The following is a 14,532-nucleotide window of genomic DNA, read 5'->3' as shown; positions in this document are numbered from 1 at the left end:
GTTCGCCCGCGCGGAGCTTTCGTGCTCTCGACCGCACGAAGGCTCCCCGCCCGCCGATCGCATGCGGGGACCTTTCGTACTCTCGACCGCAGGAAGGCTTCCCGCCCGCTGTTCGCCCGCGCGGAGCTTTCGTACTCCCGACCGCACGAAGGCTCCCCGCCCGCTGATCGCACGCGGGGACCTTCGTCCTCCCGATCCGCACGAAAGCTCCCCCGCGTGCGACCAGGCAAGGGCCGCGAAGGGTGTGTTTCGGCAGTCCAGCTAGGCTGCGACCTGCCATGCTGAACATCTTCGCTCGCGCGTCCGTCTCGCGCGTCACCGATCCGGTCGGGGCGTGGCTGCTGGCGCGTGGCCTCACGCCCAACGCCGTGACCGTGGCCGGCACGATCGGTGCCGTCGCGAGTGCTCTGTGGTTCATTCCCCGCGGGCAGCTGTTCCTGGGCTGCGCGCTGGTGACGTTCTTCGTGCTGCTCGACCTGATCGACGGCGCCATGGCCCGCGCGCAGGGGCCCACGAAGTTCGGTGCCGTGCTCGACGCCACCTGTGACCGCATCGCGGACGGGGCGTTGTTCGCGGCGCTCACCTGGTACGCGTTCGACACGGGCGACCGGTGGACGGCCGCGGCCGGGTTCATCTGCCTGGTGGCCTCGCAGGTCATCTCGTACGTCAAGGCGCGTGCCGACGCGACCGGGCTGAATGCCGACGGCGGGCTGGCCGAGCGGGCCGAGCGGTTCATCATCGCGCTGATCGGCGCCGGGGTGCAGGGGCTGGGGGTGCCGCACCTGATGGCCATCTCGCTGTGGCTGCTCGCGGCGATGACGGTCGCGACGGTGCTGCAGCGGATCTTCGCGGTCGCGAAGTCGGCGCGGGAGGCCGCGTGAACCTCGCGACCCTCGGGTACAGCGCCGGGTGGCGGCTGATCCGCCTGTTGCCGGAGTCGTGGGCGCGCGGGTTGTTCCGCGCGGGTGCCGACTACGCGGTGAAGCGCGGCGGCCCGAGCATCGACCAGTTGCGCCGCAACCTGAGCCGGGTCGTGCCGCGGGCGGGCGAGGACGAGCTCGACGAACTGGTGCGCGACTCGCTGCGGTCGTACGCGCGGTACTGGTGCGAGGCGTTCCGGCTGCCGTCGATCGACCTGCGCGCGGCCTACGAGAAGTGCGACTCGCAGGTGTCCGGCGTGGAGAACCTCGACGCCGCCCTGGCGAACGGCACCGGCGCGGTCGTCGCCCTGCCGCACAGCGGCAACTGGGACATGGCGGGCGTCTGGCTCGTCGGCCACTCCGGCACGTTCACGACGGTGGCCGAGCGGCTCAAGCCCGAATCGTTGTACCGCAAGTTCGTGGAGTTCCGCGAGACGCTGGGCTTCGAGGTGCTGCCCCTCAACGGCGGCGACCGTCCACCCGCGACGGTGCTGGCCGAACGCCTGCGCGCCAACAAGGTCGTCTGCCTGCTGGCGGACCGCGACCTGACGTCGTCCGGCGTGCCCGTGACGTTCTTCGGCGAGCAGACCCTGATGCCCGCGGGCCCGGCGCACCTGGCCTCGACGACGGGCGCCGCGCTGCTGCCGGTCGGCTGCTGGTTCACCGAGGACGGCTGGCACTTCCGCATCCACCCGCCGATCAAGGTGAGCAACGTCCAGACCGCCACGCAGGCCGTCGCGGACGTGTTCGCCGCCGACATCGCCGCGCACCCGGCCGACTGGCACATGCTGCAGCAGCTCTGGCTCGCCGACCTGCCCGAGAAGCGTCGCGCCGCCCTTTCCCGGAGGCTTTCGCGGTGAAGGTCGGCATCGTCTGCCCGTACTCCTTGGACGTGCCCGGGGGAGTGCAGGCCCACGTCGTCGACCTCGCGCGCGCCCTGATCGGACTTGGGCACGAGGTGAACGTCCTCGCGCCCGCCGACGACGAGCAGGCGCTGCCGTCGTTCGTCACGTCCGCGGGCCGTGCGGTCGCCATCCCGTACAACGGTTCCGTGGCACGTCTCAGCTTCGGTCCCGTCTCGTACGCACGGGTCCGCCGCTGGATCGACGAGCACCAGTTCGACGTCCTGCACCTGCACGAGCCCACCGCGCCGTCGCTGTCGTTCCTGGCGCTGGTGGTCGCGGACGGCCCGATCGTCGCCACCTTCCACACCTCGACGCCGCGCTCCAAGATGCTGTCGGCGTTCCAGGGCGTGCTGCAGCCGTTCCTGGAGAAGGTCACCGCCCGCATCGCCGTCTCGGCGCTGGCCCGCCGCGTCCAGGTCGAGCACCTCGGCGGTGACGCGGTGGAGATCCCGAACGGCGTCGACGTCGACTTCTTCGCCTCCGCGTCCACTTTGGACGGTTATCCGCGCCCCGGTGGCACGCTCGGCTTCGTCGGCCGCTACGACGAACCGCGCAAGGGCATGCCGGTGCTGTGGGAGGCGTTCGGCCTGATCGCCGACGAGTTCCCGGACCTGCGCCTGCTCGTCGTGGGCCGCGGCGAGGACCCGTTCGACGGCCCCTTCGCCGACCGGGTCGACCTGCTGGGCCAGGTCAGCGACGAGGACAAGGCTCGGATGCTGCGTTCCGTGGACGTCTACGTCGCGCCGAACACGGGCGGCGAGTCGTTCGGCATCATCCTGACCGAGGCCATGTCCGCCGGTACCGCGGTCGTGGCCTCGGACCTCGACGCGTTCCGGCGCGTGCTGGAGGACGGCAAGGCGGGCGTGCTGTTCCCGGTGGGCGACGCGCGGGCGCTGGCCGACGCGCTGCGCCCGGTGCTGCGGGACTCGGCACTGCGCGCCGAGTACGTCGCCGTTGCCTCCCAACGGGTGCAGGCCTTTGACTGGTCCGTCGTGGCCTCGCAGGTGCTGCGCGTGTACGAGACGGCCATCGCCGCCGATCCGCGCCGGGTGAGCGAGGCATGACCACCGCACTGGTCGTCGTCGTCCTGGCTTTGCTGCTCGCCGCCTGGGTCCTCTCGATCGCGAACCGCCTGGACCGCCTGCACGTCCGCACCGACGCCGCCTGGGCCGCCGTCGACGCCGCCCTGGCCCGCCGCGCCGTCGTGGTCCGCGCGCTGCTGGACCCTGAACTCTCCGCCGCCGCGTCGAAGGCCGAGGCCGCCTCGCGCGCCGACCGCGAACTCTTCGAGAACGAACTCTCCGCGCTGCTGGGCGCCCTGGACCGGTCCGCTCTTCCCGCGGCGGTGGCCGCCGAACTGTCCGACGCCGAGGAACGCGTCATGCTCGCCCGCCGCGTGCACAACGACGCCGTGCGCGACGCGTTGTTGCTACGCCGCCGCCGCGTCGTCCGCTGGCTGCGCCTGGCCGGCACGGCGCCGCAACCGTCGTACTTCGAGATCGCCGAGCCGGCCGCCCCGTCGGACGCCGTGCTGCTCACACCCCGGCCGTCCGCGCGCGTGGTCCTCACGGACGCCCAAGGCCGCGTGCTGCTCTTCCAGGGCTTCGATCCCGCCCGCCCTCAGGAACTTTTCTGGTTCACGGTCGGCGGTGGCGTCGAGGAGGGCGAGGAACTGCGGGACGCGGCCGTGCGCGAGGCGTTCGAGGAGACGGGTCTCAAGCTCGCGCCGGAGCAGCTGATCGGCCCGATCTGGCGCCGTCGTGCGGTGTTCAGCTTCGACGGCGAGACGTTCGACGCCGAGGAGTGGTTCTTCCACGCCTCCGTCGAGGGCGACCTGACCGTCGACACCTCGGGCTTCAACGACGTCGAGGAGACCAGCATCTCCGGCTACCGCTGGTGGAGCGCCGGGGAGCTGGAGTCCACAGAGGACACCGTGTATCCGGTGCAGCTGGCCGAACTGCTGCCCGAGCTCACGAAGGACTGGGACGGCCGGGCTCGTCCGGTTCGCTGACGCCGCGCCAGTGCTCCAGCGTCTCGCGGGTCGCGCGGACGTCGGGGTGGTGCTCGCCGAGCACCCTGGTCTGGTCCGCGAGCAGCACCGCGAACTCCTCCATCGCGCCGGCCGGATCACCGGTCAGCGCCCGCCACTGGGCGAGGCTCCACCGGGTCCACAGCGTGCGCGGGTGGTCCGCGCCCAGCACCCGGATCTGGTCCTCCAGCAGGTCTTCCAGCTCGTCGGCCGCGTCGTCTGCTTCGCCTGCGTCGGCCAGGACGGCGGCGAGACCGGAGCGTGCCTCCAGCGCACTCGGATCATCCGGGCCCACGATGCGCTCCAGGTCCCGCACCAACGCCTCGAACGACGCCACCGCGCGGTCGTGGCTCCCTGTTTTCGCCTGCGCGAACGCGAGGTTGTGGCGGGTGGTCAACGTGCTCGGATGATCCGGGCCGAGCACCCGCATCTGGTCGAAGAACAGGTCCCTGAGGGCTGTGACCGCTCCGGCCCTGTCGCCCGAGACACCGAGCCAGTGGGCGTGGTTGTTGCGGACTCTCAGCGTCTCGACGTGGTCCGGCCCGAACAGCCGCGTCACGTCGACGAGCAGGGCCCGGTACCCTTCGGCCGCCGCGGCCGCGTCGCCTCCGCTGCCACGCCAGCCGGCGGCGTTGGAGCGGCAGAGCAGGGTGTCGAGGTGATCAGGACCCAGCTGCCTGGTCGCGGTGACCTGCAGGTCGTCGAAGTAGCGGACGGCCTCCGCGTGGTAGCCGGCCTCGCCGAGACTCCTGCCGGCGCGGAACAGCAGGAAATGACCTTCGGGACGCCACAGGTGAACGCCACCGGCGTCGGCGAGCGCCTGGGCGTTGGCCCGCAACACCTGGCCCAGCAACGGATCCGTCACGACGGCCGGCCACACCTGCTCCAGCGCGTCCGCGGCGGCTTTGACCACCACGGCGGCCCGTTCGTCGGACCACGCCGCGCGGGTGGCGCGCTGCACGAGCGAATGCACCCGCACCTCGCGTGACCCCTCGCTGAAGGTGACCAGACTCAACCGGTGCAGGCACCCGAGCCCGTCCCGCGCATCGGCCTCGTCCACGCCGAGGAAGTCGAGCATCGTCCGCGTCGTGAAGACCGCCACCGGAATCCCGTTGGGCTCCAGCACGCTCGCGACGTCGAGCAGCGGCCGCACCACCCCGGTGCGCGCGAGCCGGTCGGCCTGCTCGACCGCCAGCGACCAGGTCGCCGCAGTGGGGTCGAGCCGCTCCGGCAGCAGAGCGCGGTACTCCGCGCACGACAGGTGGTTGTCCAGCATGTTCGCCGCCGCCTGGCCCAGCGCCACCGGCAGCCCGCCGAGCTCGCGCACCAGCCCGTCGTCGTCGAGCAACGCGGGCTGGTCGGCCAGCGCCGTCCGCAGGTAGGCGATTCCCTCGGCCTCGGTGAACGCCTCGACGGAGACCAGCCGCCGCTGGTGCCCGCGCAGCACGGCGTCCCGGCGCAGCGTGGTCACGACCACCTGGCCACCGTCCGGCGGCCACAGCCCGTCGAGGTCGGCGGGCGTCCGCAGGTCGTCCAGCACCACGAGCCACGGTTCGTGCGTGCCCGCCAGCCACTCCAGGAACGTGCGCGCGCCCCGCTCCGGATCATCGACGCCGAGGAGTTTCGCGGCCACCTCGGCGTAGCCGCAGACGATCGCCTCGCGCGAGGTCGCCGTGATCCACACCAGCAGGTCGACCTCACCGGCGGCCCACTGCCGTTCGGCGTGGCAGGCGGCCAACTGGCTCTTGCCCACCCCCGGCAGCCCGGACAGCACCGTCACCGGAGCGTCGAGGTCGGCGGACCGTTCCTGGAACGCGGCCGCGCGCGGAGGCACCAGGCCGCACCGCAGCGGCAGGGTGGCCCGAGCCGGACCGGGGTGCTGGTGGTGGTGGAAGTCGCCGGTGACGGCGCCGACCTGCAGAACCATCCCGTGCACGTCTCCGTGCACGGTGTTCTCCACGGACTGGGTGGGCAGGTCGGCGTCGTCAGGCATCAAGACCATTATCCAGCTACACCGCCGGGATGACCGCCGATCCGTACGCGTCGCGCGTCTTGTCCTTCTCGTCGTGCATCAGGTACAGCGCGAAGTTGTCGACACCGATCTCCTTCAGTTCCTGCAACCGCTCGATATGCGCCGACTCCGGCCCGACGAGGCAGAAGCGGTCCACGATCGCGTCCGGCACGAAGTCGGTGGAACGGTTGCCCGCCTTGCCGTGGTGGGAGTAGTCGTAGCCCTCGCGGTCCTTGATGTAGTCGGTCAGGGCCTTGGGCACGGCGCCCGAGTCCCCGTACCGCGCGACGAGGTCCGCGACGTGGTTGCCCACCATGCCGCCGAACCACCGCAGCTGGTCGCGCTGGTGGGGGAGGTCCGTGCCCACGTAGGCCGGTGCCGCCACGCACATGGTGATCGCCGACGGGTCACGCCCGGCGGCCGCCGCGGCCTCGCGGACCGAGCCGATCGTCCAGCGGGCGATGTCCGGGTCGGCGGTCTGCAGGATGAAGCCGTCGGCCTGCTCGCCGACCATCTTCAACGCGCGCGGACCGTACGCGGCCATCCACATCTCGAGCTTTCCGTTGCGCACCCACGGGATCTGCACCGGCGTGCCGTGGTGCTCGACCTCGCGGCCCTCCGCCAGTTCCTTGATCACGTGCATCGCGTCGCCCAGTGTCGCGAGTGTCGCGGGCTTCTGGCCGATCACGCGGCGGGCCGAGTCGCCGCGGCCGATGCCGCAGACCGTGCGGTTGCCGAACATGTCGTTGAGTGTCGCGAACAGCGAGGCGGTCACCGACCAGTCGCGGGTCGACGGGTTGGTGACCATCGGGCCGATGACGAGGTCGCGGGTGGCCGCCAGCACCTGCGAGTAGATGACGAACGGTTCCTGCCACAGCACGCAGGAGTCGAACGTCCAGCCGTAGCGGAAGCCGCAGTCCTCGGCCGCGCGGAGGCCTTCCACCACGTCCCGCGCCGGCGGGTCGGTCTGCAGCACTACACCGAAGTCCACGGGTGACCGCCTTTCTCAGACGAGGTACTGGTTGAGGTCGCGGGAGACGAAGCGGCCGTGGCCCGTCGAACCGTGGTACGCGCCGTCCGCGATCACCTTGCGGCCGCGCGAGAACACGGTGTCGACCTTGCCGGTGACCTCGAAGCCCTCGTAGGCCGAGTAGTCCACGGCCATGTGGTGGGTCTCGGCGGAGATCGTCTGGGACGCCTGGGGGTCGTAGATCACCACGTCCGCGTCGGCTCCCGGTGCGATCACGCCCTTGCGCGGGTACATGCCGAACATCCGCGCGGGAGTCGTGGAGACGATCTCGACCCAGCGTTCGCGGGTGATCTCGCCCTTCACGACGCCCTGGTGCAGCAGGTCGACGCGGTGTTCGACGCCGGGCATGCCGTTGGGAATCTTGGAGAAGTCGCCGACGCCGAGCTGCTTCTGGTCCTTGAAGCAGAACGGGCAGTGGTCGGTGCTCACCACCGAGAGGTCGTTCGTGCGCAGCCCGCGCCACAGCGACGACTGGTGCTCCTTGGGCCGCAACGGGGGCGACGCCACGTACTTCGCGCCCTCGAAGCCCGGCCGGGCCAGGTCCTCCAGCGAGAGGTACAGATACTGCGGGCACGTCTCGGCGAACACGTTCTGGCCCGTGTCCCGCGCCGCCGTCACGGCGTCGAGTGCCTGCGAGGCCGACAGGTGCACGATGTACAGCGGGGAGCCGGTCACCTTCGCGAGCTGGATCGCGCGTGAGGTGGCCTCGCCCTCCAGCTCCGGCGGCCGGGTCAGGCCGTGCTGCACCGGGTCGCCCAGTCCCGAGGCCAGCGCCTGCGCGACGAGCTGGTCGATCGCGATGCCGTTCTCCGCGTGCATCATGATCGTGGCGCCGGTCTCGCGCGCCTTCTGCATGGCGCGCAGGATCTCGCCGTCCGTCGCGTAGAAGACGCCGGGGTAGGCCATGAACATCTTGAAGCTGTTCACGCCCGCCGCGATGCACGAGTCCATCTCCTTGAGCGACTCGTCGGTCACGTCGGAGATGATCATGTGGAAGCCGTAGTCGACCGCGCAGTTGCCGTCCGCCTTGCTGTGCCACTTGTCCAGAGTGGACAGCAGGCTGCTTCCCTTGGGCTGCACGGCGAAGTCGACGATCGTGGTGGTGCCGCCCCAGGCCGCCGCGGTCGTGCCGGTCTCGAAGGTGTCCGCGGACTGGGTGCCGCCGAACGGCATCTCCATGTGCGTGTGCGCGTCGATGCCGCCGGGGATGACGTACTTCCCTGCCGCGTCGATGACTTCATCGGCTTGAACAGCGAAACCGGGCGTGACGAGCGCGGCGATGTGCTCGCCGTCGATCAGCACGTCGGCGGCGTGCGAGCCGGTCGCGTTGATGACCAGGCCGTTACGGATCAGAGTGCTCACGGGGTCACCAGGCCCTCATAGGTGTCGGGACGGCGGTCGCGGTAGAACGCCCACGTGTCCCTGACCTCGGTCAGCAGGTCCAGGTCGAGGTCGCGTACCACGAGCTCTTCCTCGGTGTCGGACGCGGCGTCGCCGACGAGCTGGCCGCGCGGCGAGACGAAGTACGTCTGGCCGTAGAACTCGTTGTCACCCAATGGTTCCACGCCCACGCGGTTGATCGCGCCGACGAAGTACTCGTTCGCGACGGCCGCGGCGGGCTGCTCCAGCTTCCACAGGTACTCGCTGAGCGACCTGCTGGTGGCCGACGGGTTGAACACGATCTTCGCGCCCGCGAGACCGAGAGCACGCCAGCCCTCGGGGAAGTGGCGTTCGTAGCAGATGTAGACGCCGATCCGGCCGACCGCCGTGTCGAACACCGGATAGCCGAGGTTGCCGGGCTTGAAGTAGAACTTCTCCCAGAACCCCTTCACCTGCGGGATGTGGTTCTTGCGGTACTTGCCGAGGTACGTGCCGTCCGCGTCGATCACGGCCGCGGTGTTGTAGTAGACGCCCGGCTGTTCCACCTCGTACATCGGCACGATCAGCACGATGTTGTTCTGGGCGGCGACCTCCTGCATCAGCGCCGTCGTCGGGCCGTCCGGGATCGACTCGGTGTAGGAGTAGAAGTCCGCGTCCTGGACCTGGCAGAAGTACGGCCCGTAGAAGAGCTCCTGCAGGCACAGCACCTGCGCGCCCTGGGAGGCGGCGGCGCGGATGTGCTCGACCGCGTTCGCGATCATCGACTCCTTGTCGCCCGTCCACTTCTGCTGGACGAGCGCCGCCCGGATGATGTTGCTCACCTGGTCGTCTCCTTTGCCGTGTTGTCCTTCAGAGCGAGGAAGACCAGGAAGCCGGCCGCGAAGCCGACGACCCAGTTGTAGTCGTAGAGCGGCTTGAGGAACGGGATCAGCCCGTCCACCGGGAACGGCCCGCCATGGGCGCCGCCGACCGCGAGCACCGAGCCCACGAGCGTCGCCAGCACGGCCCGCCAGTTCCAGCCGCCGTTGAACCAGTACGCGCCCCTGCCGTCGAGGTAGAGGTCCGCCAGTTCCAGGTGCGTCTTCTTGATCACCCAGTACCCGGCGACGAACACACCGGCCACCGACGCCAGCAGCCCGCCGTAGAACCCGAGCCACGCGAAGATGTAGATGTTCGGGTCGGAGATCAGCCGCCACGGCTGGATCACGATGCCGATGACACCGGTGATCAGGCCGCCGATCGCGAACGTGATTCTGCGCGGGAAGGCGTTCGAGAAGTCGTACGACGGGCTGACGACGTTCGCCGCGAGGTTCGCCGAGATCGTGGCCAGCACCAGCGACACCAGCGCGATGACCACCAGGAACGTGTTGTCGAAGCGGGATGCGAGGTCCGCCGGGTCCCAGATCGCCTCGCCGTACAGAGCCTGCGCGCCCGACGTCGTCAGGATCGCGACGATGGCGATGAACGACATGGTGGTCGGCAGGCCGAGGAGCTGCCCGATCGCCTGTTTCTTCTGGCTGCCACCGAACCGCGTGAAGTCCGGCATGTTCAGCGACAGCGTCGACCAGAACGCGATCATGCCCATCAGCGCGGGGAAGAAGACCTTCCAGAAGTCCGGTCCCCAGCCGAGCTTGCTGGGCGCCTCGAGGATCGGGCCGAAGCCGCCCGCCTTCACCAGCACGTAGCCCAGCAGGATCAGGAACCCGATGCTGACCAGCGGCGCCGTCCAGTTCTCGAACCGCCGGATCGCCTCCATGCCGCGCCAGATCACCAGCATCTGCACGACCCAGAAACCGAAGAAGCACAACCACAACGTCCACGGCTGCCCGCCGATCTGCGACGCCTTGGTCCAGCCGTCGCCGGTCAGCCGGCCGATGATCACGTGCAGCGCCTTGCCGCCCACCCAGGTCTGGATGCCGAACCAGGCGCAGGCGATGAACGCGCGCAGCAACGCCACCAGGTTGGCGCCGCGGATGCCGTAGAAGGCGCGGGCGAACACGGGGAACGGGATGCCGTACTTCGTGCCCGCGTGGCTGTTGAGCAGCATGGGGACCAGCACGATCAGGTTGCCCAGGGTGATCGTGACGAAGGCCTGCACCCAGTCCATGCCGATCGCGATCAGCGACGCCGCGAGCGTGTAACTGGGGATGTTGTGCGCCATGCCCATCCACAGCGCGAAGAAGTTGTACGTCGTCCATGTCCGCTGCTCGACGGGCACGGGCGCGAGCTCGGGGTTGTAGAACCTGCTGTCCTTGATGGGACCTGCGTCGCTCAGTTCGACGCGGCCATCACGTGTGACCTGGGGCGGTGAGGACTCGACTGCCAACGGACAACCCCCTGTTACGCTGCTGAAACAACGTCAACCCGGTCGGATTCCATCCCGGAATCCTGGGTCCGCCGCCGCAGGTCTGGCAGTGTCAGAGTGTCCACGCTTGTCATGATCGGCGCACATTGTGTTCCACTGGCGGCCATGGGGATCTCGGCGAGCCGTCCTACTCGGCTGGACGGGCCCCGCCGGCGTGGTGCCGTCCGTCGAACCTGTACCCGTTCAGCCCATGCCGTGGGGTGCGTGGATGGGTGCCGCTCGGGGGTTCGAGCACGGTGGGCACGACATCGGCTACTGGCGCCGCGTGCTGCCGGACGCGTTGAAGTTCATCGGGCAGCGACTTTGAGCCGCACCACGGCCGTGCCCGCCTTGCGGTCGTGCCACGTCCGCGTGCCGCGGAGGTCGAGCGCCTCCACGACGGACAGCACCAGCAGCACGAACCCGCCCACCAGCAGCAACGACGAGAGCCAGCCCGCCGACCCCGGGCCGGCGTGCTCGCCGATGACGACCCACGGCTGCTGCCAGCCGAGGCCCGCCATCAGCGCCGGCTCCCGCCAGCCCAGACCGGTCAGCACGAGCACCACGCCCGCGCCGGGTAGCGCGGTCGTGACGAGCGTGCGTGCCAGCACCCGTCTGAGGCCCAGGCCGGACGCGGGGCCCACGACCCGCAGCCCCGTGAGGGCTTTGCCGAGGGTGTTCAGCCGGAGCAGCAGAGCGTCGTACACCGCCGCGCAGAGCACCACCAGCACGGGTTCGTGGACCAACGGCCAGGTCACGACCAGCACCAGGAGCCAGTCGAGCAGACGGGCGATCAGCCGACGAACGAGCATGATTCACGCTAAAGGCCGGACGTCCGGCATAGGTGGTCAGTTCATGGCCAGTTGCCGCCCGAACTCCGCCACCCACCTGCCGTTGTCGCGCCTGACGGAACGCGGCGTCAGACCGTCGCCCGCGAACGCCTCGATCTCCGCGGGCGTGAGCGGCCACGGCGGACCGTCCGGTTCGGGGCCCTCGTCCCGCGCCACCGCCAGTACCAGCAGCGTCGAGCCGGTCAGCGACGAGACCCGCCCGGTCGCCTCGGCGTGCAGGGCGACGGGCAGTGCCTGGACCGTCATGTTCTCCACGACGAGGTCGAACGCGCGGTGCCACTCGGCGGGCGGGTCCAGCAGGTCCGCGACCACGTAGGAGACAGGGCTCGACGGGTAGCGCTTCTGGACCGCGGCCACGGCGGTGGGGGAGATGTCGAACGCGGTCACCTCGAAGCCCAGTGAGGCCAGGAACTCCGAGTCGCGGCCGTAGCCACAGCCCACGACCAGAGCGCGCTGACCGGTGCCGTCGACTCCGGAAGCCCACTCGACGAGGTGCGGTTGCGGGTTCGGGATGTCCCACGGCACGGAGGCCGTGCCGGTTTCGGCCTCGGCGTAGAGGTCCTCGAACCAGCCGGTCGGGTTGGCGGCCTGCAGACGTCGGTCATCGGAAAGCATGACCCACTTCTACCTCAGCCGGGACTGAAATCCGATCAGAACTGTCCCGTTCGGACTTCCTGCGGCCGCTGACGCAGCGATCTCACCTGATAGAAGTGGCGGACGTCGTCCGGTGTGTACCGAAGGTGAGCGGAGGGCGTGCGCTCGGAGGCGACGACCAGTCCGATCTCGTTGCGGCGGTGCAGCGTGCGGACGGTCGCTTTGGCCAGGTCACCGGTGCTCCAACGGGTCACATCGAGACCGTGGGCCCTCCCGTGGCGTGAGGTGCAAGCCCTGAACACACGATCGAGCGGGTCAATTCGCGAACCAAACGCGCCGATGAATACGAAGATCGGTCCCCAAACCAGATTGAGGAAAACTGTGTCTCGTTCCGGACTGTTCCGTGCCGCCGCTCTGCTCGCCGCCAGCGCCGCTCCGCTGCTCGCGGGTTCGGCCAGCGCCACCGAGTTGCCGCAGCTGAACACCGGCGTTCCCGAGGTCGGCGCGGACAAGCTGGTCACCGGCGCCACCCAGCTCGCCAACCCGCTCGACGCCGCCAGCGCGGTCCAGCTGCCGCACGTCGGCGCGCCCGTGGCCTCCGACCTGCCGGTTCCCGCTCTCCCCGCCGTCGCGCAGGAGCGCTCGGTTCCGAACCCCATCGCGGCCGAGGTCGGCGAGGTCGCCGGGCTGCCGGACCCGCGCGACCTGCCGGGCACCGCGAGCTTCGGCAACCTGCCGTCGCCGTCGCTGTCCGACCTGCCGACCAACAACGTCGTGCCGAACACGACCGTTCTCTCGGGTACCTTCCCGACGATCAACGGCTGAGTTCACACGTCGAAAATGGGCCCGTGCGCGCTCACGGGCCCATTTCGTGTACCAGCAGGGCGACGTACAACGACAGCACGGACTCCGGGTCCTCCAGCGAGACGCCGAGAACCTGCTCGATCCGTCCCAGCTGCTGGTAGTACGCCGTCCGGGACAGGTGGGCCGCCGCCGCGGCCGCCGACTTGTTGCCGCCGTTCTCGCACAGGCACCGCAGCAGCTCCACGAGCCGGGAGCCCTGGGCCGAGTCGCGGGCCAGCAACGGTCCGAGCTCGCGGTCCGCGAACGCCCGCACGCGTTCGTCCTCGCGCAGCAGGTGCAGGAGCCCGCGCAGCCGCACGTCGTCGAGCCGGTGGTAGAGCTGGGATCCCGGTGCTCGCAACGCCGCCCCGGCCACGTGCGCGGCCTCGCCGAGCGAGCGGCGAACGTCCGTTGTGGACGTCACGGTCGTGCCGACGGCGATGACCACGGAGGACGCCGCCGTCCGGTGGATCTCGCGGGCGACCTTGCGCAGCACCCCTTCCACGCCAATGGTCATCGGCACCGACAGCAGCGCGCGCACCGAGGTGTCGTCCACGACGCCGACCAGCGCCGCGACCGTGACCCGCCGGGCCGCCAGCGCCGTCGCCTCCGCGAGATCACGCAGGACCTCCTGGGTGGCCAGCGTCTGCCCCTGCAGCACGGACACCGGCCGGACCGCGACGCCGATCAGCTGCCGCCGTTCCAGCGGCACCCCCAGCGCGGCCGTCCGCGCGCCCAGGTCCGGTGACTGCGGTGCCTGGCCGAGCAGCTGGGCCAGCAACGTGCGGTGCGTCTGCCGTTCCAGCGACTCCCGGTCGCGCGCCACGAGCCGATGCACCGCCAACGCGGACGCGGCGCGTTCGGCGACCACGACGTGCCGGTGCGGTGGCGGCTCGGGCGAGACCATCACGAGCCGGCCCCAGTCCGCGCCGCGCGCCCCGACGATCGTGATCAGCCAGCCCGACTCGGTGTCGTAGGCGGTCCGCTCGGTCACCGTGACGGCCCGCGAGCGCGCCGCCCAGTCGTCCAGCAGCATCACGGGATCGTGCCCGGCGGCGTCGTAGGCGAGCACGTCGTGGCCGAGCGTCTCCAGCACGACCGCCAGCCCGGACGTCCGCGCCACCTCGCGCAGCACCTCGGAGGGTTCGGCGCCCGCGACCGTCAGCGCCGTGAACGTCTCGTGCACCTGCTCCGCGGCGCGCAGCTCGGCCAGCTGGGCGTCCACGATCAGCCCCACGACGGCCTCGGTCACGGCCACGTACTTGGTCTCCTCGGTGAGCGTGACCAGCGGCAGCCCGTGCCGTTCGGCTGCGGTGACGAGGGCGCCCGGCACGTCGTCGCGCCACCGCCGCCCCAGCTCGACGACGAGGCCCGCGCACCCGACGGCGGCCAGTTCCTCGACGTACTGGGCGAGGCCGGACTCGGGCAGCATCACGCCGGTCGTGAGCACCAGCTCACCGCCGCGCAGCAACGGCGCGATGTCTGCGATCTCCGCCACATGCACCCACCGCACGCGACGGCCGAGGCCGGCCGCTCCGGCCACCAGACGCGGCTTTCCCTGCCGGATCACCGGCAGAGCGACGACTTCGGCGACCGTCGGGTACATGGACACAACGTAATGCCAA

The 14,532-nt window shown here is 70.3% G+C and carries 14 protein-coding genes; 5 read left to right on the top strand and 9 right to left on the bottom strand.

Annotation, left to right across the window (positions count from 1 at the left end; translation table 11 throughout):
- The first annotated feature begins 278 nt into the window (after positions 1 to 278).
- From pgsA to BLR21_RS34370, 4 genes are read left to right on the top strand one after another with little or no spacing between them, the layout of a single operon-like run.
- The gene (gene pgsA / locus BLR21_RS34385; RefSeq protein WP_090012925.1) at positions 279 to 881 is read left to right on the top strand and encodes a phosphatidylinositol phosphate synthase; all 603 of its coding nucleotides are present in this window, start codon (positions 279 to 281) and stop codon (positions 879 to 881) included.
- On the top strand, positions 878 to 1,780 hold the full coding sequence (locus tag BLR21_RS34380) for a phosphatidylinositol mannoside acyltransferase (RefSeq protein ID WP_090012922.1): 903 nt from the start codon (positions 878 to 880) through the stop codon (positions 1,778 to 1,780). The genes pgsA and BLR21_RS34380 overlap by 4 nt, the downstream gene beginning before the upstream one ends.
- The gene (locus BLR21_RS34375) at positions 1,777 to 2,889 is read left to right on the top strand and encodes a glycosyltransferase family 4 protein (RefSeq protein WP_090012919.1); all 1,113 of its coding nucleotides are present in this window, start codon (positions 1,777 to 1,779) and stop codon (positions 2,887 to 2,889) included. Before BLR21_RS34380 ends, BLR21_RS34375 begins: the two co-directional genes overlap by 4 nt.
- Positions 2,886 to 3,836 carry an NUDIX hydrolase gene (locus BLR21_RS34370; protein WP_090012916.1) on the top strand — a complete coding sequence of 317 codons (951 nt, stop codon included), beginning with the start codon at positions 2,886 to 2,888 and terminating at the stop codon, positions 3,834 to 3,836. The genes BLR21_RS34375 and BLR21_RS34370 overlap by 4 nt, the downstream gene beginning before the upstream one ends.
- Here BLR21_RS34370 and BLR21_RS34365 read toward each other — a convergent pair.
- The 8 genes from BLR21_RS34365 to BLR21_RS34330 all read right to left on the bottom strand — a co-directional run bounded on the left by BLR21_RS34365 (position 3,796) and on the right by BLR21_RS34330 (position 12,318).
- The gene (locus BLR21_RS34365) at positions 3,796 to 5,847 is read right to left on the bottom strand and encodes a tetratricopeptide repeat protein (protein ID WP_143028016.1); all 2,052 of its coding nucleotides are present in this window, start codon (positions 5,845 to 5,847) and stop codon (positions 3,796 to 3,798) included. The genes BLR21_RS34370 and BLR21_RS34365 overlap by 41 nt on opposite strands.
- A gap of 16 nt (positions 5,848 to 5,863) precedes the next feature.
- Positions 5,864 to 6,856, bottom strand: a complete 993-nt coding sequence (locus BLR21_RS34360) for a TIGR03842 family LLM class F420-dependent oxidoreductase (RefSeq protein WP_090012912.1) — start codon at positions 6,854 to 6,856, stop codon at positions 5,864 to 5,866.
- Between the two features lie 15 nt (positions 6,857 to 6,871).
- A complete protein-coding gene (hydA, locus tag BLR21_RS34355) occupies positions 6,872 to 8,257 on the bottom strand; it encodes a dihydropyrimidinase (RefSeq protein ID WP_090012909.1) in 1,386 nt (461 codons plus the stop codon).
- Positions 8,254 to 9,096, bottom strand: a complete 843-nt coding sequence (locus BLR21_RS34350) for a nitrilase-related carbon-nitrogen hydrolase (RefSeq protein WP_090012906.1) — start codon at positions 9,094 to 9,096, stop codon at positions 8,254 to 8,256. The genes hydA and BLR21_RS34350 overlap by 4 nt, the downstream gene beginning before the upstream one ends.
- Positions 9,093 to 10,601, bottom strand: coding sequence for an NCS1 family nucleobase:cation symporter-1 (locus BLR21_RS34345; RefSeq protein WP_090012904.1), 1,509 nt, complete (start codon positions 10,599 to 10,601; stop codon positions 9,093 to 9,095). The genes BLR21_RS34350 and BLR21_RS34345 overlap by 4 nt, the downstream gene beginning before the upstream one ends.
- Before the next feature lie 326 nt (positions 10,602 to 10,927).
- Entirely contained in the window at positions 10,928 to 11,431 is a 504-nt protein-coding gene (locus tag BLR21_RS34340) for an RDD family protein (RefSeq protein WP_090012902.1), read from the bottom strand.
- Positions 11,432 to 11,467: 36 nt separating this feature from the next.
- Positions 11,468 to 12,085: a class I SAM-dependent methyltransferase gene (locus tag BLR21_RS34335; protein WP_090012900.1), complete on the bottom strand. Its 618-nt coding sequence runs from the start codon at positions 12,083 to 12,085 to the stop codon at positions 11,468 to 11,470.
- Between the two features lie 35 nt (positions 12,086 to 12,120).
- Positions 12,121 to 12,318: a MerR family transcriptional regulator gene (locus BLR21_RS34330; RefSeq protein ID WP_090012898.1), complete on the bottom strand. Its 198-nt coding sequence runs from the start codon at positions 12,316 to 12,318 to the stop codon at positions 12,121 to 12,123.
- 127 nt (positions 12,319 to 12,445) lie between these two features.
- Between BLR21_RS34330 and BLR21_RS34325 the strand changes: the two genes are divergently transcribed.
- Positions 12,446 to 12,889 carry a hypothetical protein gene (locus BLR21_RS34325; RefSeq protein WP_090012895.1) on the top strand — a complete coding sequence of 148 codons (444 nt, stop codon included), beginning with the start codon at positions 12,446 to 12,448 and terminating at the stop codon, positions 12,887 to 12,889.
- Between the two features lie 31 nt (positions 12,890 to 12,920).
- Here the strand turns inward: BLR21_RS34325 and BLR21_RS34320 are convergent, their stop codons facing one another.
- Entirely contained in the window at positions 12,921 to 14,513 is a 1,593-nt protein-coding gene (locus BLR21_RS34320; protein ID WP_090012891.1) for a PucR family transcriptional regulator, read from the bottom strand.
- Between the last annotated feature and the right edge of the window lie 19 nt (positions 14,514 to 14,532).

Source organism: Lentzea albidocapillata subsp. violacea, from assembly GCF_900100275.1.
In the GTDB taxonomy this organism is placed as follows: domain Bacteria; phylum Actinomycetota; class Actinomycetes; order Mycobacteriales; family Pseudonocardiaceae; genus Lentzea; species Lentzea violacea.
The sequence above is the reverse complement of the archived record's forward strand: the minus strand, read 5'-3'. Positions and strand labels throughout refer to the sequence as shown.

Excerpts from the sequence above, each read along its gene's own strand:
- BLR21_RS34370 (WP_090012916.1), top strand. The coding sequence starts at position 2,886 with ATGACCACCGCACTGGTCGTCGTCGTCCTGGCTTTGCTGCTCGCCGCC.
- pgsA (WP_090012925.1), top strand. The coding sequence starts at position 279 with ATGCTGAACATCTTCGCTCGCGCGTCCGTCTCGCGCGTCACCGATCCG.
- BLR21_RS34340 (WP_090012902.1), bottom strand. The coding sequence starts at position 11,431 with ATGCTCGTTCGTCGGCTGATCGCCCGTCTGCTCGACTGGCTCCTGGTG.
- BLR21_RS34365 (WP_143028016.1), bottom strand. The coding sequence starts at position 5,847 with ATGCCTGACGACGCCGACCTGCCCACCCAGTCCGTGGAGAACACCGTG.
- BLR21_RS34335 (WP_090012900.1), bottom strand. The coding sequence starts at position 12,085 with ATGCTTTCCGATGACCGACGTCTGCAGGCCGCCAACCCGACCGGCTGG.
- BLR21_RS34320 (WP_090012891.1), bottom strand. The coding sequence starts at position 14,513 with ATGTACCCGACGGTCGCCGAAGTCGTCGCTCTGCCGGTGATCCGGCAG.